Origin of the sequence: Aureimonas sp. Leaf324 (assembly GCF_001423245.1) — a bacterium.
In the GTDB taxonomy this organism is placed as follows: domain Bacteria; phylum Pseudomonadota; class Alphaproteobacteria; order Rhizobiales; family Rhizobiaceae; genus Aureimonas.
The window spans coordinates 1-20,740 of record NZ_LMOH01000005.1 but is presented as its reverse complement, the minus strand read 5'-3'; the positions used below and the strand labels follow the sequence as shown (position 1 = coordinate 20,740).

General features: G+C 66.1%; 22 protein-coding genes. 6 read left to right on the top strand and 16 right to left on the bottom strand.

Features of this window, described 5'->3' with window-relative positions:
- Positions 1–7: 7 nt before the first annotated feature.
- Entirely contained in the window at positions 8–2,017 is a 2,010-nt protein-coding gene (locus ASF65_RS05165; RefSeq protein ID WP_244486562.1) for a hypothetical protein, read from the bottom strand.
- 807 nt (positions 2,018–2,824) lie between these two features.
- On the opposite strand from ASF65_RS05165, the gene ASF65_RS05160 reads away from it, so the two are divergent.
- Both ASF65_RS05160 and ASF65_RS21230 read left to right on the top strand, forming a co-directional pair.
- Complete coding sequence (locus ASF65_RS05160) at positions 2,825–3,826, top strand: SDR family oxidoreductase (protein WP_055886182.1); 1,002 nt, start codon at positions 2,825–2,827, stop codon at positions 3,824–3,826.
- 237 nt (positions 3,827–4,063) lie between these two features.
- A complete protein-coding gene (locus ASF65_RS21230) occupies positions 4,064–4,471 on the top strand; it encodes a hypothetical protein (RefSeq protein ID WP_156369176.1) in 408 nt (135 codons plus the stop codon).
- Here the strand turns inward: ASF65_RS21230 and ASF65_RS05155 are convergent.
- The 4 genes from ASF65_RS05155 to ASF65_RS05140 are packed head-to-tail and all read right to left on the bottom strand — an operon-like array spanning position 4,354 to position 6,526.
- A complete protein-coding gene (locus ASF65_RS05155; protein WP_055886180.1) occupies positions 4,354–5,193 on the bottom strand; it encodes a sugar ABC transporter permease in 840 nt (279 codons plus the stop codon). The genes ASF65_RS21230 and ASF65_RS05155 overlap by 118 nt on opposite strands.
- A 40-nt stretch (positions 5,194–5,233) precedes the next feature.
- Positions 5,234–5,596, bottom strand: coding sequence for a hypothetical protein (locus ASF65_RS05150; protein WP_055886177.1), 363 nt, complete (start codon positions 5,594–5,596; stop codon positions 5,234–5,236).
- 15 nt (positions 5,597–5,611) lie between these two features.
- A complete protein-coding gene (locus ASF65_RS05145) occupies positions 5,612–6,202 on the bottom strand; it encodes an extracellular solute-binding protein (RefSeq protein ID WP_348271164.1) in 591 nt (196 codons plus the stop codon).
- 48 nt (positions 6,203–6,250) lie between these two features.
- Positions 6,251–6,526 (bottom strand): hypothetical protein, encoded by a 276-nt coding sequence (locus tag ASF65_RS05140; RefSeq protein ID WP_055886170.1) that lies wholly within the window; start codon positions 6,524–6,526, stop codon positions 6,251–6,253.
- 162 nt (positions 6,527–6,688) lie between these two features.
- Between ASF65_RS05140 and ASF65_RS05135 the strand changes: the two genes are divergently transcribed.
- Both ASF65_RS05135 and ASF65_RS21225 read left to right on the top strand, forming a co-directional pair.
- Positions 6,689–7,177, top strand: a complete 489-nt coding sequence (locus ASF65_RS05135) for a hypothetical protein (protein WP_156369175.1) — start codon at positions 6,689–6,691, stop codon at positions 7,175–7,177.
- Positions 7,178–8,302: 1,125 nt separating this feature from the next.
- On the top strand, positions 8,303–8,452 hold the full coding sequence (locus ASF65_RS21225) for a lmo0937 family membrane protein (RefSeq protein ID WP_156369174.1): 150 nt from the start codon (positions 8,303–8,305) through the stop codon (positions 8,450–8,452).
- 135 nt (positions 8,453–8,587) lie between these two features.
- Here the strand turns inward: ASF65_RS21225 and ASF65_RS05130 are convergent, their stop codons facing one another.
- The gene (locus tag ASF65_RS05130) at positions 8,588–9,751 is read right to left on the bottom strand and encodes a GGDEF domain-containing protein (protein ID WP_082505190.1); all 1,164 of its coding nucleotides are present in this window, start codon (positions 9,749–9,751) and stop codon (positions 8,588–8,590) included.
- 222 nt (positions 9,752–9,973) lie between these two features.
- A complete protein-coding gene (locus ASF65_RS20730; RefSeq protein WP_244486561.1) occupies positions 9,974–10,666 on the bottom strand; it encodes an integrase in 693 nt (230 codons plus the stop codon).
- Positions 10,667–11,021: 355 nt separating this feature from the next.
- Between ASF65_RS20730 and rsgA the strand changes: the two genes are divergently transcribed.
- The gene (rsgA, locus tag ASF65_RS05125; protein WP_055886161.1) at positions 11,022–12,059 is read left to right on the top strand and encodes a ribosome small subunit-dependent GTPase A; all 1,038 of its coding nucleotides are present in this window, start codon (positions 11,022–11,024) and stop codon (positions 12,057–12,059) included.
- A gap of 93 nt (positions 12,060–12,152) precedes the next feature.
- Here rsgA and ASF65_RS05120 read toward each other — a convergent pair whose 3' ends face one another.
- Entirely contained in the window at positions 12,153–13,187 is a 1,035-nt protein-coding gene (locus tag ASF65_RS05120) for a fatty acid desaturase (protein WP_055886158.1), read from the bottom strand.
- A 194-nt stretch (positions 13,188–13,381) separates the two neighbouring features.
- Between ASF65_RS05120 and ASF65_RS05115 the strand changes: the two genes are divergently transcribed.
- The gene (locus ASF65_RS05115; RefSeq protein WP_055886156.1) at positions 13,382–14,203 is read left to right on the top strand and encodes a metallophosphoesterase; all 822 of its coding nucleotides are present in this window, start codon (positions 13,382–13,384) and stop codon (positions 14,201–14,203) included.
- 267 nt (positions 14,204–14,470) lie between these two features.
- Here the strand turns inward: ASF65_RS05115 and ASF65_RS05110 are convergent, their stop codons facing one another.
- The 8 genes from ASF65_RS05110 to ASF65_RS20725 all read right to left on the bottom strand — a co-directional run bounded on the left by ASF65_RS05110 (position 14,471) and on the right by ASF65_RS20725 (position 20,658).
- Entirely contained in the window at positions 14,471–15,265 is a 795-nt protein-coding gene (locus ASF65_RS05110) for a transporter substrate-binding domain-containing protein (protein ID WP_055886153.1), read from the bottom strand.
- 43 nt (positions 15,266–15,308) lie between these two features.
- Positions 15,309–16,034, bottom strand: a complete 726-nt coding sequence (locus tag ASF65_RS05105; protein ID WP_156369173.1) for an amino acid ABC transporter ATP-binding protein — start codon at positions 16,032–16,034, stop codon at positions 15,309–15,311.
- Positions 16,035–16,060: 26 nt separating this feature from the next.
- Complete coding sequence (locus ASF65_RS05100) at positions 16,061–16,735, bottom strand: amino acid ABC transporter permease (protein WP_055886145.1); 675 nt, start codon at positions 16,733–16,735, stop codon at positions 16,061–16,063.
- A gap of 10 nt (positions 16,736–16,745) precedes the next feature.
- The gene (locus ASF65_RS05095) at positions 16,746–17,423 is read right to left on the bottom strand and encodes an amino acid ABC transporter permease (RefSeq protein ID WP_055886143.1); all 678 of its coding nucleotides are present in this window, start codon (positions 17,421–17,423) and stop codon (positions 16,746–16,748) included.
- Positions 17,420–18,340, bottom strand: a complete 921-nt coding sequence (locus ASF65_RS05090; RefSeq protein WP_055886140.1) for an NAD(P)-dependent oxidoreductase — start codon at positions 18,338–18,340, stop codon at positions 17,420–17,422. The genes ASF65_RS05095 and ASF65_RS05090 overlap by 4 nt, the downstream gene beginning before the upstream one ends.
- A gap of 34 nt (positions 18,341–18,374) precedes the next feature.
- Entirely contained in the window at positions 18,375–18,821 is a 447-nt protein-coding gene (rpiB, locus tag ASF65_RS05085; protein ID WP_055886134.1) for a ribose 5-phosphate isomerase B, read from the bottom strand.
- Positions 18,818–19,630, bottom strand: coding sequence for a FadR/GntR family transcriptional regulator (locus ASF65_RS05080; protein ID WP_082505198.1), 813 nt, complete (start codon positions 19,628–19,630; stop codon positions 18,818–18,820). Before ASF65_RS05080 ends, rpiB begins: the two co-directional genes overlap by 4 nt.
- Positions 19,631–19,900: 270 nt before the next feature.
- Positions 19,901–20,658 (bottom strand): IS5 family transposase gene (locus tag ASF65_RS20725; RefSeq protein WP_156369179.1). Its coding sequence is split into 2 segments (ribosomal slippage): positions 19,901–20,322 and positions 20,322–20,658, totalling 759 coding nucleotides; the frame shifts between segments, so codons are not numbered across the junction.
- Positions 20,659–20,740 lie beyond the last annotated feature (82 nt).

Genomic DNA, 20,740 nt, shown 5'->3' with positions numbered 1-20,740 from the left:
GAAAGCCCTACCCGGCCTGCCCTGCAGGCGCCCAGTCCTTGAACAGCAGCAGCAGATTCTGTCGCGACTCGCTCATGATCGACAGGGCGCGCTTCAGGAGTTCGCGCCTCGCCTCCAGAGCCTTGAGCCTTGCCTGTTCGGCGCTGATGTCGACTTCGGCGATCGTCCTGAACGCGTCCTGGTAGATGCCTTCCAGACGGGCGCTGAATCTGGATTGGCTCCGGAGCTGGGTGCCGACAAATCCCACGTACGCCTCGGCCTCGGACACGTGCGCGACGAGCATGGCGATGTTCGAGGCGATGGCGTCGAGGTGCTGCAGGAAGCGCCCTTCGTCCAGCGGGGCCAAGGCCTCGACGGTCCGATCGAGCGTCAGGAGCGTGGTGCCCGCGGGAAGCGCCGAGCCGGAGCGGAGGGTGACGTCGGCGAGCGCCAGGCTGCCGCCGCCCGCGGCGGCCTTCGTGAACCGGAGCCGGTTCGCGGCGGCGGCGACAGTTACCCCAGCCACCCCAGCTTCCATCAGGGCCTGCTGCACCACCCGGGCCACTTGGTCCGCGTTCTCGATCCGTCCTTCGGAAAATCCGGTGTCCATGCCGAGTGCCGCCTCGATCGAGCTGCGGTCCAAGGTGATCGAGGTTCCGGGTTGTCCGTCCACCGAGAGCTGGAACGAGATCGACTGGCTCGCGTCCAGAACCAGGGGCACGGAAAAGACGCTGCCGGTCGTGAGTGCGGCCTGCGTCGCGGCGACCGCCGGTGACTGGACGTTTGCGAGTTCGAGCGTGTCGCCATCGGCGGATGGCCCGGTCAAGGCGAGCTGCAATCTCCCACCCGACGCGGCGACGGACACGTCGCCGATCCCGGCGCGCCGGATGGCCTGCGTGACGACGCGCGCGAGCGCGCCCGCGTCTGCGATCGTCCCGCTCGACGGATCGTAGCCGGCATCCGAGGCCAGCGCATCGTCCACGTCCGCCTTCGTGATGGTAACCGTGGTGGATTGGCCGTTGCGCACGAGATCGAAGAGCAACGATCCGCCGTCTGCGATCGTGACCGGCCCCTGGAAATCGGACCCGGTGGTGATGGTCGCGCTGGTCCCGCTCACCGCCGCGGTTCCCCCCGCCGAGCCGGCGCGAAGGCCGCTGTCGCCGACGGTTGTGCCGTTCCCGTCGATGCCGGTGATGGAGGAGGCCCTGATGTTGCCGCTGATCTTCAGGTAGACGGCGACCTCGCCGTTGACGACGGTAGCGCCGACATACGCGCCATAGGTCGGATCGCGGCTGATGGCCGCGTTGATGGCCGCTGCCATCGAGGTGGTGTCGGTCACCCCCGCGAGTTGGACGTCGATGGTTCCGGAACCGGTCTGTCCGCCGGCGAGGGCGTCGATCCGCAGGCGCAGTCGGTCGGTGCTGTCGACGCCGGACACGCTGAAGCTGCCCAGAGCGTCGTAGGTTCGAGATTGCCCGCCGATGGTCGCCTGCGTCGAACTGTAGGCCGATTGGGGACTGAGACCGCCGATGCCCGTCACAGTTCCATTCCCGTCCGAGAGGGCGATGTTCGCGACCTCGAGACGGGCGTTCGATCCCGTACTGACCGTGGCGAAGGTGATCGCGCCGTCCGTGCCCGTGGTGACCCGCACCTTGCCAGGGCCCATCGCCGTGTCGATCGCGGTCTGCAGCGCGGCCCCGAACGAAGCCGCGTTCGCCGCCGCGGGGAGGGCCGCCGTCACGGTTCGGCGCACGCCGTCGACCGTCAGATCGAACTGCAGCCGGTCGCCGCTTCCGACCGCTGCAGCGTCGAGGGAGCCGAGGCGGAGCGTCGCGGCGGTCGCATCCCGCGCGCCAGCCCCAACGGTGATGTCGGTATTTGCCCCGGCGAGACCGCTCGTCGGCACGGAAAAGGCGTCCGCCCCCGGTTGAGCCGTGGTGGTCCCCGAAAGGCCGAGCAAGGCCGGGCCGGTGCTGGCGACCGCCGACAGGCCCGAAAGATCGAACGGGGTCTCGAGGATGCCGTCACCCGATCCCATGCCGAAGAGGACGGTTCGGCTCTTGTCGAGAGCGATCGCATAACGCGCGGCGTCGGTGTCGAGCGAAGCCGGGAATGTGAGGACGTCGGCCGATCCTGTGAGGATGCCGGTTCCCGCTACCGACGCCCCTTCGGCGATCGTCCGCAAGGCCCCGATCGCGGACCTCAATTCGGCGTGAAGGGCGGGGCGCTCCGTCGGATCGCCCTTCGCTCGGGCCAGGAGCAGCTGAAGGGCCTGCAGGGCCTGTCGCGTGTCGCCGAGCCCGTCGGCGCCACGGGCCGTCAGAACATGAGCCCGGTCGAGATCGGCGCGGAGCACCGAGAGAGCGGACGTTCGGGATCGGAATTCGGTGGATACCCGCCACAACGGGGGATCGCTCGAAGGGCCGGTGATCCGCAAACCCGTTGCCAGACGTGTCCTGGACAGGGCGATCTGCTGATTGATGGTCCTCAGCGATCGAAACGCCGGCAGCTCGCTGCCGGACAAGGCCGTGATCATCATTTCCGCATCCGCCACGGGGGTGAGTCGAGACTCGATGGCGTGGGAGTGCCGGAATTTCATCGCCCTCGGCTAAACCGGCGAGGGCTGATTTTAACCCAATTTTATGACACGTTAACGGATCGCTTCGGCCGTCACGCTGGTGTCGCCGTGGGGGAAGTCGCCCGATCGCAGGCGCGCGTCGCCTCGGATGGAGCCGGCGGCGCCTCCAGCCGGGGCCCTCACCGGGGACGTTCCCGCATGCGGCAAACCGGACCGGGAACCTTCGGTTCGCTGCGGGCTTCGCTCTGGAAGACGGAGAGATGCCCCATGACCGATACGAACCGCCGCACGTTCCTGGCCGGAGCGGCGCTGACCGCCGGCGCTGCCGTGACGCTCGCCTCCAACACGAGGGCGTCCGCGCAAGCCGAGGCCGACACCGCTGCTGCCCCGACCGCCCCGGGTGCCGCGGCCTATCCGACGCCCCCCTATCCCACCGAGATGCAGCCCTGGCCCGGCCTCGCCTCGAAGATGAACCCGCGGCCCGACCATGGCGAGACGAGCTACAAGGGATCGGGCCGGCTGGCCGGCAAGAAGGCGCTCATCACCGGCGGCGACAGCGGCATCGGCCGAGCCGCGGCCATCGCGTACGCCCGCGAAGGCGCCGATGTCGCCATCAACTACTTGCCGGCGGAAGAGCCGGACGCGAAGGAGGTCGTCGCCCTGATCGAGGCGGAGGGTCGCAAGGCCGTCGCCATTCCCGGCGACCTGCGGACCGAGGCGTTCTGCCGGAGCCTCGTCGCACAGGCGGCGGGCCAGCTGGGCGGCCTCGACATTCTCGTCAACAACGCCGCCCTGCAGCAGACGCGGCCCTCGATCGCCGACATCTCGTCGGACCTCTTCGACGATACGATGAAGACCAACGTCTATGCGCCGTTCTGGCTGACGAAGGCCGCGCTGGAGCGCATGGGCGCCGGTGCGGTCATCGTGAACACCTCGTCGGAGCAGGCCGGCAATCCGTCGCCGGAGATCATGCACTATGCGATGACCCGTGCCGCGGTGCTCAACTTCACGAAGGGGCTGGCGAAGGAGCTGGCCCCGCGCGGCATCCGGGTCAACGCGGTCGCGCCGGGCCCGTTCTGGACGCCGCTTCAGGTGTCGGGCGGCGCGACGCAGGAGAAGCTGCGTATGTTCGGCGGCGACTCGCCGATGGGTCGCGCGGGGCAGCCGGCCGAGATCGCGGGCCTCTACGTCGCGGCCGCCGACCCGCTCCTCAGCTACTCCACGGGGCAGATTTTCGGTTCGACCGGCGGCAACGGTCAGCCGGCCTGAACGCAGCGGTCGACCCCCGAGCGTCTCGGCGGTTCGCCTCCCAATTGCGGGAAGCCGGAACCGCTCTGAGGCGAGCCGGCGACCGGACGCCGCTTCTCTCGATCCTGCGGCCAAACATCCATTCGGCAACTCTTGTCGTCGCAAACCGCGGTGCCGATCCCAGGTTTCCCATCAAGCCGGGGCGACACCGATCCGCTGACGGATACGGGAGCCTCGTTTCAGACGGCAGTTTGGCTGATGAGTTTGGCGGGCCTGCCTACGCTGCCCGATGCCGCGCGAGCCTATCGGGACACGCTGCGGCCGGGGCGCTTCGTCGGATTCCCGCTGCACGATCTCGACCGGACCGGCGCGCGGGCGTGGAAGGTCGCGCTGTTTCTCGACGATGGGGCGGCGCTGCCCGGGAACCTGCCGTCGGACTACGGCTACGGGTTCGACGACGACACGGCGCTGATCGGAGCGTTCGCCGAGATCGCCGAAGCGATCCTGCCGACGCTGCGCCTGATCAAGGAGCCGCGCTGGATCGATAGCTACCGAAGCCTGAAGGCCGAGCGCGGCGCGGCCGGCACCGTCGATCCCCTGACCCTGTGCCTGCCGGCCGGCAGTCCGGTCACCCACGACACGCCGCTCGAAAAGGCCATCGTGTAGATGTGGAGCGCCGCGACATGCGTGGAGTTGACGGGGCCGCCGCCGGTCAGAACCAGCATAAGCGCGAAGTAGCCGACGCCCTTCATCATGTTGGTCATCGCGACGAGGAGGATCGTCGGCTTCAGGAGCGGCAGGGTCACATACCAGAACACCCGCAGCGGGCCGGCCCCGTCCATTTCGGCCGCCTCCTCGCTCCCGTCGAGGCCGGAGGCCAAGAGCATCATGTCCTGCCCGACGTGGAACCAGACGAAGACGACCACGAGGGCCACCACCGCGAAGGCGGAATCGGCAAGCCAGGCGGGACCTGCGATGCCGAAGAGCGCGAGCAGCCGGTTCACCAAGCCGTAGGGATCGGCCAGGAGGAACTGCCAGATGTAGGCGACCGCCACGACGGTGGTGACGGTGGGCAGCCAGAACGCGCTGCGCCACAGGCGCTTCAGCCGGCTTCGGCGGAAGGCGAGGGCCAGCGCCAGCGGCACGCCGACGGCAATCGTCGCGCCCACGAACACGGCCGTATTGCGCACCGAGGCGTAGAACAGGGGATCGCGCGTCAGGAGGTAGCGATAGTTGGCGAGCCCCGCAAAGTGCGGCGGGGCCAGCGAGTTCCAGGTCGCGAAGCTCAGGCCCAGCGATAGCACGAGCGGCAGGACGAAGAACACCGTCCCGAGGACCAGCGTCGGCGCCAGGAACACATACGGCGCGAGCCGCTTGCCGAGCGTCATGCGCGGCGAGCGTCCCGGGTCTGGCTGCCAGCCGTGCCGCTCACTGCGGCAGGGCCAGGAGGTCGGTGATTTCGGCGTCCGCCTTCGCGAGCGCGTCGGCTGGGCTCATGCGGCCGAGCCAGGCTTCCTCGATCTGCTTGCGCAGGACACGGTCCACCTCGGCGGTCTGGGCGACGTTGGGATCGCTCACCGCACGCCTCGAACGCAGCGCCTCGACGAATGGAGCGGTGAAAGTGTCGCCGAAATCCGCCTGCGATGCCGCAAGGTCCGCCTTGTTGGCCGTCAGGCTGCCCGGCGAGACCAGCATGTCGCCGACGTAGGAGCGTTGCCCTTCGCCCTGCGGGCTATGTAGCCAGCGCAGGAGCGCCCAGGCTTCCGCCGGATGCGCGCTCCTGGCGTCCACGCTCTGCTAAAAGGACTACTGATAGGTCTTCCAGTCCGGACCGCCGGGAATCGGGGCGACGCCGACCGTTTCGTCGAGCTTGTTGCCGAGCCGCTCGCGCATCAGTTGCTTCATCCAGTTGGCGCCGGTGATCATGCCGATGCGGCCCGCCGGAAAGTCGCGGATCTGGTGCGAGGCGCTGGTCAAGCCGTCGCGAAACAGCTCAGCCAGGCCCTCCAGGCCCTCCAGGCCCTCCAGGCCCTCCAGGTCCTCCACCGCAGCCGGCTCGGTTAGGTGCGTGCCCATGAGATCATCGGTCAGGATGCTCGTGCCCTTCGAGAACAGGAGCGTGCGGAACGGATGCGCCGCGTTGGCGACGCTCGGCCCGAACGCATAGCCCGCGACCTTGACGCGGCCGAGACTGTCGCGCTTGGCGATATTGGCGGCCGCGTTCATCAGACTCGGCCAGTCCGTCGGCGGCTCGGCGATGCCGGCCTCGGCGAACAGCTTCTTGTTGTAGATCAGCATGTAGAGGGCGACTTCGGCAGGGATGCCCCAGAGCTTGTCGTCGATCACCGCGGCCTGCGCCGTGCTCGCCTCGAAGTTCTCGGCGATGAAGTCGAGGATCTCCTGCAGCGGTTCGGCGAGGATCGGGTTGTCGACCAGGCGTTCCCCCTAGATCGAATAGACGTTGTAGATGTCGGGGCTGGCGCCCGCGACCTGCGAGGTCATGACGCTCTGCATGACGTCTGCGATCGGCGTCTGCCGGTAGGCAATGCGGATCCCTGGGTTCCCGGCCTCGTAGCGATGGAAGCAGGCGGTGAGCGGCGCCATGTCGGTGTCGGTGTCGTGAGCCGCGAAAGTCAGGATGACCGGTTCCTGCGCCCGGGCTCCCGGCGCGATGGCCAGCATCGACAGGAGCGTGATCGCATACGCCGTCAGTTTCGTCATCGGTCTCACACCCCGTCCTGAATCGGGCTGACCATGCCGTATCGCGATCCCCTGCAATACAGCAGGCCATACTGCTCCATGCGTTCAGGACGTTTTGTCGCGAATTGATTGGCCGGCTTCGGAGCGGCGAGCTTGCAGAATTGGTGGAACCTTCGACACCGAGTGGTGGCCTACATCGCTGTCGAGTACCAACCGGAGTGTCCAGTAGGGGTGGATTGCGGTCGCTCTGGTTTCGAGGTGTGGCGACCGATACGCTGCCGTTTGCGCAAACAAGACAACGGTCTGGTCATGAGGGTCTGCGTCCTCCTCACCTTCGCAACCCTATATGCAGCGGTAACCGCGCTCGCTGCGGAGGAAACCAGCGCACATCCGAAGCTGGATGAGCTCGTATCGCAAGGTTACAAGCTGGAGGCGTCTGGGGATTTGGTGATGAGACGCAAGCTGATCCCGCCTGTGGACATCGGCATCTTCGGAAAGGGCCGAACGCCCTCTTGCATCGGTGCACCGATCGCAACCATGCGGGATCGGATTGATACGTGCCAGGTTGAGCGCAGCTGGACGGACAAGGCAGAGTTTCAACGGATGGTGAAGGGCAACGTCGAGTTTGTCTGCGTCCTTTACGGCAAAAGCGAGTGCTATCCTGTCCATTGAAGGTAGCAAGCGCCCGATCTCGCAATCCAGCGGTCGTCATTGACGTAACGGAACTACTCGCCAGTTATCGATGGGCGGCTTCGATCCATGGGGAATGGACATGCAAAGACGTCAATTCGCCCTGTTCGTTGGCTTGGCACTGCTCAGTGGCTGCACCTCGGCGCAACAAGGGTCAGGACGGAACCTTACGGCCGTCCAGTACGCGGCTTCTACCGAAGCCTTGAAGGGAAGTCCGGCGCTGCGTCGCGCCGCGCTTCAGGAGTGTGCGACCATTGCCCGTCGGTCTGGAGCAAGGAACATTTCGGCTATGGGCGTTCTCATGAACTTGCCGCCGAACCGAGACCCCATCCCCCTGTACTGTCAGAGAATGGTTGCAGCTCTCACATCCGGTCGCATCACCTACGCGGACTTCCAAGCGATACGAACGATGCAGGCCACGCCTAAGCTCGTTCGTGTCATTCAGGGCCGGTAGTTTCTCATGGCATGCCATTCCGCGGTTCAGTGTCCAGCTCTTTGGCTGGTGACACTGTGTGCGGAGTGTCCCTGACGGGTCGGAAGCGGACAGTCCCCCGGAGCAGAGTCCTCTGCCGATCCGGTGAGGAAGGCCGCCGATGGCGCGCCGCGTCGGGCGATCGAAGGGCGTTCTGGGAAGCGGGCTTCTGCCTTGCTCGATGTGGCAAGCCACGTCGGGATCATCGCAGACCCCTCCAGCAGACCAGGCCGGGAAAGCCTGCCCGGCGCGGAACTGATCGATGGAATAAGCTCGACAATCCTTCTGTTGTTCGGCTCCGGCACGCTGGATATCGGGAGGTTCCAGACCTTCGGTGTCAGGAACGGCTCATGCACCGTCGAAAAGGATGAAGGCCTAGCGCGGCATCGGGTCGAGCTGTTGGTTCCTTGCCTGTGGCCAACGCTCGATAGCGACCGCGGTGCCCTGATCCTGCCTGCCTTCGTGTCCGGACCACGAGCGGTCGGTCGCTCCTTACCACCCATCCCCGATCGGCCGGCGGATGCGCGAGATCGAGATCGGGTTTCAGATCCGGATTTTAATCGCGAGGGTTGGAACGTCTGGTGGGCTCCTCACGTTTTCGAGAGGTCGTTAAGGTGGGAAGTGGAAGACCTTTCATGTTGTGGACGATCGCCGTCATCTTGTTCGTTCTCTGGATACTTGGGGGATTCGTGTTTCATGTCGCTGGAGGGCTCATCCACCTTCTGCTCGTGATCGCGATTATCGTTGTGGTGTTTCAGCTGATTTCCGGGCGTCGGCGAATCTAAAGAAGGGCAGCTCCGCGGCCGGGATTCGGCGTGTGATCATGCGAAGTTCTCGCGCATCACCATCGTAAGGGTGGTGGCTGTCGAACTTGGCTGGGCCAGCTAGGAGAAGGATCGCGGGCGGGGCGCCGGCGGTCCTCAAGCGGTCGCGACCGACAGCTTAAGCCCATCGCTCGACCCATCGACTTCGATCCGATCGCGGCCATTACGCTTCGCCGTATAGACGAGGCGATCGGCGCGACGAAGAGCGTGTTCCAGGGCTTCGGAATGCCGCCGCGTCGACACGCCGAAGGAGGCCGTCTGCGGGCCTGTGATGCCCGTCGACGACCAGTCGAAGCGATGCATGGCCATCTGAAGGACCTTGGCTGTCGACGCTGCCAGATGGACAGGCGCCCCCGGGAGGTAGAGCACGAACTCTTCGCTGCCCGTCCGCGCGGCGACGCCGGCTGAGCCGACGACCTTGCGCACGAGCTCGGCAAACGCCTGCAGGACGTTGTCTCCGGCTTCATGGCCCCATGTGTCGTTCACCTGTTTGAAGCGGTCGAGATCGCAGACGATCACGCCATCGCCCTGACGCGGGCGCGGTTCCGAGGCGGCCTGATCGAGGCCGCGCCGGTTGAGGAGGCCGGTCAGCGGGTCGACGAGCGCGTCGTTTCGATGGCCGTTGACGAGTTCGGACATCACCGCCGACAAGGCGAGCAGAGCAAAACCGAGGTAGGTCAGCAGCGCCCAGCTGAACATGAGATCGCTGTACGTCGTGCCGAAGAACTCCGTCGGGTCGGCGCCTGCGATCGTCAGGGGGATGCTGGCCGTCAGCAGCAGGTTCTGGGCGACGATGGCCCAGGAGATCGCCACGATCCCTCGGTCGATCCAGGTTGCCGGCCAGCGTCGGATCGTGACGAGGGCAAACGCGAGCTGCGCCATGCAGGTGAGATCGGACGCGAGGACTTCCGCCGGCAGGCTGTCGACGACGAAGATGCCGTAGATCGGCGCGACGACGCCGACGACGAGGAGCGCGACGCGTGCCCGCAAGAGGCGGTGGCCCTCGTAGCGGATGACGAGAGCCCAGGCGTAGCAGAGATAGGCGGTGGCGAAGGCCGTATCCGAGACGAACGCGATGAGCTTCGTCGGGATGACGGCATCGGTCAGCGGGAACGCAAATGCCGCCGCCGAAAGCGCAAATCCCGAGCCCCAGAACTGTGCCTCCGCTGCGGCCCCCGCACGCCGAGCCGCGAAGAACAGCGCCCCGAGCGTGGCCAGCACCACCGGGACTGCCCAGGCGAGGCCTTCGTCCATTGCCATTCGTCTCCGCGATCAGCACGCGGTTCGTGCCGTTCGAAACGTAGCGGACCAGCGGTTACGGAACGGTTGCGGTCATCGGAACAAGACGCCCGCTCCCCGTCGCCTGCGAAAGCACGGAATGCCGATCACCGATCTGACTGCGCTGTCCGTAACGGCGCGTGAGGCGCTCCTTCGGCCCTTGTCGCGCGTCGAATGAGACACTTCGCGGCAAAGCGCGACGAGCTATGACAGGCACGGGACGGCTCTGGCGACGACGATCACGGATCTCCTCCATCCATCCGGGCGCCGGAACGGCGGTCTGGATTTCGGGTGCTGGCGTTCCGGCCGAACAGATGGTGTCGATGGCGAGGGGCAGACCTCGGGTCTTCGGGCCAGCGTCATTGCATCCTCGACATCGTCACCGAGGTCGTGCACCGCGTTCTGAACGTTGGTATGGCCATGCAGGATCTGAACGGCGCGACGGTTGCCGATCGTGCGATCGATGATCGAAGCTTTCCTCCGCCGCAGCGAATGCGGGCCATCGTCCTTCCGAAGGCCGATCGCGGTCCTCCACCCGTCGACGAGGCGGGCCGACTGCCACGTGCCGAGTTGGGGGAAGTGAGCGATGCGGCTCGGAACGGCAGAGCCATCGACCGTTCCGCTGCGTCGCTCCCGCCGTGCCCGGTGGCTCGTGCGCGCCGCGTCAAATAGCTCGAACCGCACCGGACGCTTCGTCTTTCGCTGAACCACCATGGCGCGAGCTCGAACGTGTCCTTCCGGCACGAGGGCGCCGATCGTCTCCTCGACGACGTCGCATCTGCTCAGCCTGCTGTCGATCGCAAGATCAGGCAGCGCCCGGTCGCGAAGACGCCCGTGGTGGTCGAGCCGAAAGCCGATCGCCCAAGCCTTTGGCTTCAGGGCTCGCTTGGCGCCCACCGCCGGTCCTGCGTTCCAAGCCTTTCCCGACGTTCGTCACCGGATCGAATGTCGAATGGTCCCTTGTGGTTCTCCCGTGGCCGTCATGGCCGATGACCTTGTGCGGCGGATCGAACGACACGGGGGAAGGGCGTGCCGGGCCCGATGGCGGAACGTCGACGTCCGGGCCGCTTCGGCAAAAAAAGCGGCCAGTCAACTGTTCGCATCGCGCATCCACGTCTATGCAGGGGAATGGTGCGAGAAGCCGTTGGAACCAGAGAGCCTTGAGCGACGAGGAGCGAGACATCATGGCGACGGGCGTCGACCACGCGGCTGAGATTTCGAAATCGCTCGCCGTCCCGTATCGAGCCGGGCGTTGAACGCGCCGACACGAGAGGCCGAGCATGAGGCCCTCGGCGCGCTGGGTTGGAATTCGTTCTTCGCGGCCCAGATCACGCCGGACGACGCGGGTTTCGAGCCAGCGCGCATCTCCCGGGTCCACCGCTCACGCCTGACCGCACTGTCGGCGCGCGGGAACGTCGAGCCGGTGCTCGGGCCCAAGGTCGAGACCAGCCAGTTCGCCGTCGGCGACTTCGTTCTTCTCGATCCCGTGACGGCGCATCTCCATCGGCGCCTCGAACGCCGGTCGGTGATCGAGCGTCGCGTGTCGGGCGGCAGCGTCCCGCAGCTCGGCGGGGCCAATATCGATACGCTCTTCATCGTGACATCGTGCAATCTGGACTTCAATCCGGCCCGGCTGGAGCGGTATCTGGCATGGGCCAATCAGGCCGGGATCGAGCCGGTGGTCGTCCTGACCAAGGCCGATCTGGCCGATGACCTCTCGTTCTACGAGGACGGGGCCCGTGCGCTGCAACGCGGGCTCGATGTCGTGGTGGTCCACTCCAAGGCGGCGCAGACCGTCGCCACGCTCGCGCGCTGGTGCGGACACGGGCAGACGATCGCGCTGGTCGGCTCATCAGGTGTCGGCAAATCGACGCTGGTGAACACGCTGGTCGGCGCGACCGAGGAGCCGCCACAGGAAACGGGGACCATCCGGGAGCAGGACGCCAAGGGGCGTCACACGACGACAGCCCGCTCGCTCCACCCCATTCTGGGTGGCGGCTGGGTGATCGATACGCCCGGCATCCGCAGCCTGCAGGTCAGCGACCTCGCCGACGGGTTGGACGTTCTGTTCGCCGAGATCACGGAACTCGCGGCCCGTTGCCGCTTTCGCGACTGTACCCACGCGCATGAGCCCGGCTGCGCGGTGCGGGCGGCCGTGACGGAGGGCAGCATCGATCCTCAGCGCCTGGAGCGCTGGCGTCTCCTCCAGAACGAGACTGTGCAGAACGACCGGACGAAGCCTCGAGGTGCGGGCGGTCAGGCCGGCAGAGGCCGCGGCAAGCAACGCTGACAGCCCTCCCAGGACAGATGGTCCCGGAGGTCCCCAAACGGAGAAGGCGTATGCCGGTGTGCGCCTGGCGCCGGCCCGAGCGGCCTGACTTCCTCAGAACGAGACGAGTTTACGCTGGGCGGGGTTCCACAATGCCAGTCCGATGCACTGGAGGCTCTCGCGGATCGTCAAGCGCGACAGCGTTCCCAGCGCTGGTTCGTCGTCGAGGCACGACTGGAGGCGGTAGTTGGGGATCCGAGGGTTCAGATGGTGGATGTGATGGAGACCGATATTGCCGGTGAACCACTGCAGCACCTTCGGCATCACGTAGTAGGAACTGCCGCTGAGCGCCGCGCGCTGCAGGCTCCACTCATCCGACGTTTCCCAATGCGTGTCCTCGAACTGGTGCTGCACGAAGAAGAGCCAGCCGCCGACCCAGGATGCGACGAGGGCCGTCGGCAGCACCACCAGAGCGACTGCGGCCACGCCGAACGCAGCGACCAGACCACCGTAGACGAGCAAGAGGGCAAGGTTCAGCCCCATGATGCTGCGCCAGGCATCCTGAACGGGGAGCGCCTGCCCGAAGGGCGAGCGCTGCAACAGGATGAAATAGAGCGGCGGCCCGAGCACATGGAGAAACAAGGGGTGGCGATAGATGCGGTAGCGCAGCTTCGCACCGCGCGGCAGCGCCACGTATTCGTCGACCGTCAAGGTGTCGACGTCGCCGATCCCGCGCCGTCCGAGATCGCCCGCCGTCGTATGATGCACGGCGTGCGAGCGGCTCCAGTAGCCGAAGGGCGTCAGAGTGAAGACGCTGAGGAGGCGCCCGACGAAGCGGTTGGTGTTTCGGGATGCGAAGAACGAGTTGTGGCCGCAGTCGTGCTGAACGCCGAACAAGCGTACGAGAAGTCCACCGGCGGGAAGAAACAGCGCGAGAAGCGCGTACGCGCCCGATGCCGCTCCGTACAGCATCAGTCCCACTGTTAAAAGGAACAGACCGAGCGTCGTACTGAGCTGGATCCAGGCCGTACGGTCGTCGGCATCGCGGTAGCGAAGGCAGTGACGCGACAAGCGGCGGATCTCGGCCTCGTCGAGGCTCAAGGGCGAGCGCTGGAAGCTGCGTCCAGGCGCGACATGCGGAAATGACAATCGATCGATCCAATGGTGAGACCCTGAAGGCGACCGGGTCGGCGTCCTCGTCGCATGGCGACGGGACGCAGGCAATCAACGAGATCGCGAGCCATGTTGCGATGCCGAGCCCAAACAGGAGGGAACGGCCGTGACCGAAGGGGCGAGGCCCTTTGAAGTTGCACCCTGGGATGGCGGTCTGTAGAGCGACACGCATGCGTACAGTCACATATGCGATCGGGGACATTCACGGCCGCCTCGATCTCCTGGACGATCTCCTCGGCAAGGTCGAGGGCGACGCCGAGACCCGTGGCGCACAGGCCAGGATCGTCTTCACCGGCGACTACGTCGACCGCGGAGCGGATTCTCGCGGGGTCATCGAGCGCCTGATGGCAGGTCCGAAGCGTTCGCAGGACGAATTCGTCTGCTTGCGCGGCAATCACGACGATCTGTTCGTCCGAGCCGTCACGTCGGGCCAGGGGCTGCCGGACTGGGCATGGCTTCTCTACGGGCACACGGTCGTCAGCTATGGGCTCGATCGCGAGTCCGCCAGCAGTTCGGATCCGATGCTCAGTCGTCATGCGCAATTCCTAGCAGCCCTTCGCCTGACGCACGATGACGGCACGTATCTTTTCGTGCATGCGGGGATCAGGCCGGGGGTGGCGCTCGAACTCCAGGCCGAGCAGGATCTGCTCTGGATCCGCCACGAGTTCCTCGATCACGACGGACTGCTGCCGCGCCGGGTGGTGCATGGTCACACGATCGTCGGCGATGTGCCGGTCGTGACCGCGAACCGTATCTCCATCGACACCGGTGCCTTCCAATCGGGTATTCTGACGGCCGCGGTCATCGATGGCCCGGAGGTCGGCTTCCTGCAAGCGGTCGGCGCGCCGGACCGCGGTGCCGTCGTGAGGGAGTTCGAGCTGCGGGCCATCGTGCACGGTCGCGAGGTGTCGTCGACCGCACGGCAGGCCCGGTCCGATTACCTCGAAGGCCGGATCGATCTTTTAGAACTCCAGCAACTCAGCGGCGAGTGAATCGAGAGCGCCGCTCAGCGAATGAAGAACGCGTGCCAGCGCGTGGGCTCGGCTCCCAGCGTCCTTCGATGGCGAGTTCTCTCTCCGAACGCGAGCCCGTTCAACAAGTTGGCATGTCGATACATCGGCATCATAGGGCTGAGAGCGGAGCGTCGGGTTGTAAGGCGCAGCAGGATCTTCGCGACGAAGGCCATGCAGCTGGGTTGAGCGCCTGGGAAAGCTGGGGGCGCGAGGCGAACGGACAATCGACCGCCCCGCGCATTTGATCTACTGCAACATCTCAGCCGGCAGGGCGGAGCCGTGGAAGCGCTGGTAGATCTCGTTGAGCTTGCCGTTCTTGAGGTTGGCGGCGACCCACTCGTCGAGCTTGGCCTTCAGTTCGGGCTCGTTCTTGCGCAGGCCGATCGCGAGATCGAAGGTGCGGATCACGAACTTCGGCTCGTAGGCGAGGTCCGGGTTGCGCTGCCCGATCTGGTTCACCAGCGTCGCGGAGGTTGCCACCATCTTGGCCTGTCCGCTGACGGCCGCCGTCACCATCGTGGCGTCGTCGTCGTAGCGGGTGACGGTGAAGCCCTTTTCGGAGGCAAGGCCCGTCAGCTCGGTGTCCTGCGTGGTGCCTCGGGTCACGGTGATCGCCTGGCCGCGCACGTCGTCCCAGCCAGCGATCGTCGAGGCCTTCGGAGCGCCGACCACCGATTGGAGCGCGGCATAGGGTTTGGAGAAGTCGATGACCTCGGCGCGCTGCGGTGTGACCGACAGCGTCGAGATCACGATGTCGGCCTTGTTGGTCTGAAGGTTCGGAATGCGCGTCGCGCCCGTGGTCTGGACGAACTCGAGTTCCAGACCCCAGTCGGCGGCGAGGAGCTTGGCCGTCTCGACATCGGAACCCGTCGGCTGGAGGTTGGCGTCGAGCATGCCCGATGGCGGGATCGCCATGTCGGTGGCGATGCGGATCTTCTTGGCGGCCATGATGTCGGCCAGCGCATCGGCCGCGGCGGGGGCGATACCGGCGGCGAGCGTCGCTAGGATCGCGGCAGCGGCGGTGAGCGTCTTCAGCGTCATGGGGTTCCTCCCTTGATGCGGCGGGTTCTGGGTCGCCCCGCCGTCACAGTTCTTCGGCGACGAAGTCGCGCAGCTCCGGCGTTGCCGGCCGGTCGAGAATCCCGGCCGTCCCGTGTTCGTGGATGCGGCCCTGGTGCATGAACACGACCTGGTCGGCGATGCGCCGGGCGAAGTTCATCTCGTGCGTCACCATGATCATCGTCATGCCGCCAGCGGCCAAGCTCTCGATGACGCGCAGCACTTCGCCGGTGAGCTTGGGATCGAGCGCCGAGGTCACCTCGTCGAAGAGCATGACCTTGGGCTCCATCGCCAGCGAACGGGCGATCGCAGCGCGCTGCTGCTGACCGCCCGACAGTTGCTCGGGATACTGGTCCGCCTTCTCGGCGAGGCCCACCTTGGCGAGAACGCCCTCGGCCACCGCCCGCGCCTCTGCCTTCGCCATCTTCTTCACCGAGCGCGGCGCCAGCATGATGTTCTCGGCGATCGTCAGGTGCGGGAAAAGGTTGTAGCTCTGGAAGACGATGCCGACGTCCTGGCGCAGCCGCCTGAGGTCGAGCTTCGGGTCGTCGACCCGGTGGCCGCAGACCTCGATCTCGCCGCCGTCGATGACTTCCAACCGGTCGATGCAGCGCAGCGCCGTGGACTTGCCCGAGCCGCTCGCCCCGATGAGCGCGACGACCTCGCCCTTCTCGACGCAGAACGAGACGCCGTGCAGCACCTGGACGGACCCGAAGCTCTTCCTGACGTCCTTGAGGGCGACGATGGGCATGGCTGTATCCTGAGTGGGAGCCGCGGTCATGCCGACAGCGCCTTGAGGGTGCGAAGACGCGCTGCGCCGCGCTGCTCCAGACGGCGGCTGAGAAGCGATACCGGATAGCAGAGGCAGAAGTAGAGGGCGGCAACGATCACGTAGATCAGGAAGGGCTCGAAGATCGAGTTGTTGATGAGCTGCCCGGCGCGGGCAAGCTCCACGAAGCCGACGACGGAGGCGAGCGAGGTGTTCTTGATGATCTGGACGCAGAAGCCGACGGTCGGCGGCGTCGCGATGCGGATCGCCTGCGGCAGGATCACCTGGAACATCCGGGCGGTCTTCGACAGCGCCAGGCACTCGGCCGCTTCCCACTGGGCTTTCGGCACCGACTGGAGGCAACCGCGCCAGATCTCGCCGAGATAGGCGCCCACGTAGATCGTCAGCGACAGGCCGGCCGCCAGCAGCGGCGAGATGGAATAACCGAGCGTCGGCAGGCCGAAATAGGTGATGAAGAGGATGATCAGGAGCGGCGTGCCCTGCACCACCGTGACGTAGACTCCGGCGACGATCCGCAGGGCCCGCCAGGGCGCAGTGCGCCCGAGCGCGACCAGGAAGCCGACGAGCCCTCCGCCGATGAAGGCCATCAGCGACAGGACGAGCGTCCACAGGGCGCCGGTGAGAAGGAACTGGAGGTGGCCGAGATTGACGGCGGTGTTCATGGCCGCGTCCTCACAAGGCGGTTCCGAGGCGTCGCAGCCGCGGGAAGATGAGGAGGCCGAAGAGCCAGAAGACGAGGCGCATCAGGAGCGAAAGCCCGAGATAGAGGACCGCCGCCACAAGAAAGGTCTCGAAGGGCCGGTAGGTCTCGGACTGGATGAAGTTGGCGGCGGCCGTCAGCTCCTCGACGGAGATCTGCGAGGTGACAGAGGACGCCAGCATCAGGAGGATGAACTGGCTGGTGAGCGAGGGGTAGACGCGCTCCATCGCCGGGCGCAGCGCGACGTGCCAGTAGGCCTTGGGCTTCGACAGGCCGAGGCACTCGGCCGCCTCCCACTGTCCCCGATGCACGGAGTCGAACCCGGCCCGCATGATTTCGGCCGTGTAGGCGCCGACATTGATGGTCAGCGCGATGATCGCGACGGTGACGGCGGAGAACGAGAAGCCGAGGCTCGACAGCCCGAAATAGACGACGAAGATCTGCACGAGGAACGGCGTGTTGCGGATGCTCTCGATGTAGATGCCCGCTGCCCTGGATGCCCAACTCAGGCTCGACCGGCGGGCGATCGCGCAGGCCGTGCCGATCAGGAATCCGGTCAGCGTCGTCACGGCCGCAAGCTGGATGGTGAGGAGAAGGCCGTCCTGCAGCATCTGCCAGCGGGCGAAGATGGCGGTGAAGTCGAGGCTCATGGCCGCCCGTCCGGCGCGCCGGCGGCACGCTGCCCCGTCATCCGGTCGTAGACGCGGAACAGGGCCTGGTTGCCGTTGGCCCCCTCGCCATGCGCCTTGGCCTCGAGATACTGCGTGGTCACGAGCGAGGTCGCAGGCAGCGGCACCGAGCGCGCCTGCGCCATCTCGAGCGTCAGGCGCAGGTCCTTCAGCATCAGGTCGATGCGAAAGCCCGCCCCGGCGTCTCCCGCGATCATCGCCGGCCCGAGCTTGTCGAGCATCCAGGACGACGCCGAGCCGCCGAGCAGCACCTCGCGCATCTGGTCGAGATCGACCCCGCAGGCACGGCCGAGCGCCAGCGCCTCGCAGATGGCCTGGAGGTTCACGCCGCAGACGAGCTGGTTGCAGAGCTTCACCGTCTGGCCGGCGCCGCTGGCGCCCACGTGCGAGATCGTGGTCCCCATGGCCGAAAGGACGGGCCGAACGCGCTCGAAGGCCTGCGCGTCGCCTCCCACCATGATCGAGAGCGCCGCATTCTTTGCGCCGATCGGGCCGCCCGACACGGGCGCGTCGAGCATGGCGATGCCGGAGGCGGCGAGACGCTCCGCCATGGCCCGCGTCGCCACCGGCGAGATCGTGCTCATGTCCACGAGGGCGGTGCCCGGACGCATCGTCTCGACGAGACCGCCCACGCCGAGCGCCACCTCCTCGACATGCGGGGTATCGGGCAGCATGGTGACGACGACGTCCGCGCTGGCGCCGACATCCGCGACGCTTAGCGCGGGCCGGGCCCCGATCGTCGCCAGGACCTCGACGGCCGCCGGATCGATGTCGTGGGCGGTGACGGCATACCCCGCCTCGACCAGGTTGCGGGCCATTTCGCGGCCCATCGTGCCGAGGCCGACGAAGCCGATCCGCATCGCGTCTGTGTCGTTCATCCCTGACCTCCTCCCGAAGCCATCGTCCGATGGGTCAGTCTGCGGTTTCGAGCTGGGCGAGCTTGTCGACGCGGCGCACGAAGTCCTCGTTGCGATCGAACGCGGCGGCGAAGAAGGCGTCGACGAGGTCGTTGGCGAGCCAGGGGCCGACGATCTGGGCGCCGATGCACATGACGTTGACGTCGTCGTGCTCCACCGACTGGTGGGCCGAATGGACATCGTGGCAGACGGCGGCGCGGATGCCGCGGATCTTGTTGGCCGCGATCGCGGCGCCGACGCCCGTGCCGCAGACGAGAAGGCCGCGCTCGGCCTCCTTGCCGCGCACCTTGTCGCAGACGAGCCGGGCGATGTCGGGGAAGTCGACTGGGTTCGGATCGAAGCTGCCGACGTCCTCGATCTCGTGGCCCCCGGCCTTCAGATGCTCGATCACCTCAGCCTTCAGCGGAAAGCCGGCGTGGTCGCTGCCGATGACGATCTTCATGGATGGGTCCTTGCGTTCGGGTCGTTCGATGGGACGGCAGGCGAGGCTGCGCCTCGGCGCTCCCCCATCCGGTGCGCGGTCTCGAGCATGGTGGCCCGGCGTCGGAACTCGGCGCCGATCTCGAAATGGCGGGTGAGGAGGTCGTCGGCCTTCGGTGCGTCGCGGTCGACGATGGCGGAGAAGATCAGACGATGGTGGTCGATCAGGAACTCGTCGATCCCCTCGATCCGGATGATCTGCTCGCGGCGGTCGAGATGCGAGCGCATCATCAGGGCCGAGAGCGAGCCGTAGATGCTGACGAGCGTCGGCGAATGGGCGGCGCGCACGATCGCCTCGTGGAAGCGGAAATCGGCCGCGCCGCCCGCTTCGACGTCGCGGATGGTTTCGGCGATCAGCTTCAAGGCGTCGGCGATCCGGTCGAGATCGGGCTGCGTCGCCCGGCGGCAGGCGAGACGCACGGCATGGTGCTCGATCGCGATGCGCGCCTCCATGATGTCGTCGATGACATCGGCCTGCTGCGCGAGGACGAAGGAGAAGAACTCCCCCAGCGTCGAGACGTCCGGCCGCTTCACGATCGTTCCGACGCCGTGCCGGATCTCGACGGCTCCGATCATCGCCAGGGCGCGAAGCGCCTCGCGCAGCATGGGGCGGCTGACGTTCAGCCGGGCCGACAGTTCACGCTCGGGCAGGAGGCAGTCGCCGGTCTTCAACTGCCCGGACAGGAGCTGCTCGCGCAGAAACGAGACGACCCGTTCGTAGCCGCTTCGGGTGTCGGCGTCGCCGCGCGTGATGGAAACGTCACTGCTCATCATGTGATCCGTCCGTGGTAAGACCATTTAGGGATGAGTTCTGGTCAATGTCAATGCATGACAAACATTGACTTGGGCTGGCACGCATACGGTGACTTCGCGGGAGGGCTTCACGCCAGATGCGCCCACTCCTGCAATCTATCAGTGGAACCAGGTCTTACGCCTTGGTCCATCATGCCAGAGCTGGGTCGCAAGTATTCGGCTGAGCACAAAAATAATTTTCGTCTGACGCGCGAAAGACATGCTATTGTTTAGGCCAGGACTCATAGCTTAGAGCCAGAGCAGGACGGTAGCTGCGAGCGCGATGGTGGAGAAGAAGACGGTCGGACAGCGGTCGTAGCGGGTTGCGACGCGGCGCCAGTCCTTCAGCCGCCCGAACATGATCTCGATGCGGTTGCGTCGCTGGTAGCGGCGCTTGTCGTGTTTGACAGGCACATTGCGAGACCGTCGGCCCGGAATGCAGGGTTTGATGCCCTTCGCTGCTAGAGCGTCCCGGAACCAGTCAGCATCGTAGCCGTGATCGCCGAGCAGCCACTGCGCCTTGGGCAGATCGTCAAGCAAGGCTGCCGCGCCGGTGTAGTCGCTGACGGGCCGGGCGGTCAGGAAGAAGCTCAACGGGCGGCCATTGGCATTGGCCACGGCGTGAAGCTTTGTGTTCATGCCGCCCTTGGTGCGGCCGATCAGACGTCCAAGCCCCCCTTTTTGACCGCAAGGCTCGATACCGTGCGGTGTGCCTCCAGATAGGTCGCGTCGATCATAAGAGTCTTGGGATCGGCATTGGCAGCGGCCAGACCTTTCATCATTCGGACGAAGACACCCGCTTCACCCCAACGCTTCCAACGGTTGTGCAGCGTCTTCACCGGACCATAGTCCTTGGGCGCATCGCGCCATCGCAGGCCGTTGCGATTGACGAAGATGATGCCGCTCAAAACCCGCTGATCGTCGACCCGTGGTCTGCCGTGGCTCTTGGGAAAGAACGGCCGCAACCGCTCCATCTGCTCATCCGTCAGCCAGTATAGCGCGACAATCTGAGTGAGACGCTGGCGACGATCTAAATGAGACAGATCATGTCGCGGCGATTGGGATCGTATCATCCTGATTGTCGCTGGC

Coding starts and splice junctions, on each gene's coding strand:
- ASF65_RS05080 (WP_082505198.1), bottom strand. CDS start 19,630: ATGAGCAGTGACGTTTCCATCACGCGCGGCGACGCCGACACCCGAAGC.
- ASF65_RS05110 (WP_055886153.1), bottom strand. CDS start 15,265: ATGACGCTGAAGACGCTCACCGCCGCTGCCGCGATCCTAGCGACGCTC.
- ASF65_RS21225 (WP_156369174.1), top strand. CDS start 8,303: ATGTTGTGGACGATCGCCGTCATCTTGTTCGTTCTCTGGATACTTGGG.
- ASF65_RS05160 (WP_055886182.1), top strand. CDS start 2,825: ATGACCGATACGAACCGCCGCACGTTCCTGGCCGGAGCGGCGCTGACC.
- ASF65_RS05165 (WP_244486562.1), bottom strand. CDS start 2,017: ATGGGATCGGGTGACGGCATCCTCGAGACCCCGTTCGATCTTTCGGGC.
- ASF65_RS05105 (WP_156369173.1), bottom strand. CDS start 16,034: ATGCCCATCGTCGCCCTCAAGGACGTCAGGAAGAGCTTCGGGTCCGTC.
- ASF65_RS21230 (WP_156369176.1), top strand. CDS start 4,064: ATGAGTTTGGCGGGCCTGCCTACGCTGCCCGATGCCGCGCGAGCCTAT.
- ASF65_RS05100 (WP_055886145.1), bottom strand. CDS start 16,735: ATGAACACCGCCGTCAATCTCGGCCACCTCCAGTTCCTTCTCACCGGC.
- ASF65_RS05130 (WP_082505190.1), bottom strand. CDS start 9,751: ATGGCAATGGACGAAGGCCTCGCCTGGGCAGTCCCGGTGGTGCTGGCC.
- rpiB (WP_055886134.1), bottom strand. CDS start 18,821: ATGAAGATCGTCATCGGCAGCGACCACGCCGGCTTTCCGCTGAAGGCT.
- ASF65_RS05115 (WP_055886156.1), top strand. CDS start 13,382: ATGCGTACAGTCACATATGCGATCGGGGACATTCACGGCCGCCTCGAT.
- ASF65_RS05140 (WP_055886170.1), bottom strand. CDS start 6,526: ATGACGAAACTGACGGCGTATGCGATCACGCTCCTGTCGATGCTGGCC.
- ASF65_RS05090 (WP_055886140.1), bottom strand. CDS start 18,340: ATGAACGACACAGACGCGATGCGGATCGGCTTCGTCGGCCTCGGCACG.
- ASF65_RS05155 (WP_055886180.1), bottom strand. CDS start 5,193: ATGACGCTCGGCAAGCGGCTCGCGCCGTATGTGTTCCTGGCGCCGACG.
- ASF65_RS05095 (WP_055886143.1), bottom strand. CDS start 17,423: ATGAGCCTCGACTTCACCGCCATCTTCGCCCGCTGGCAGATGCTGCAG.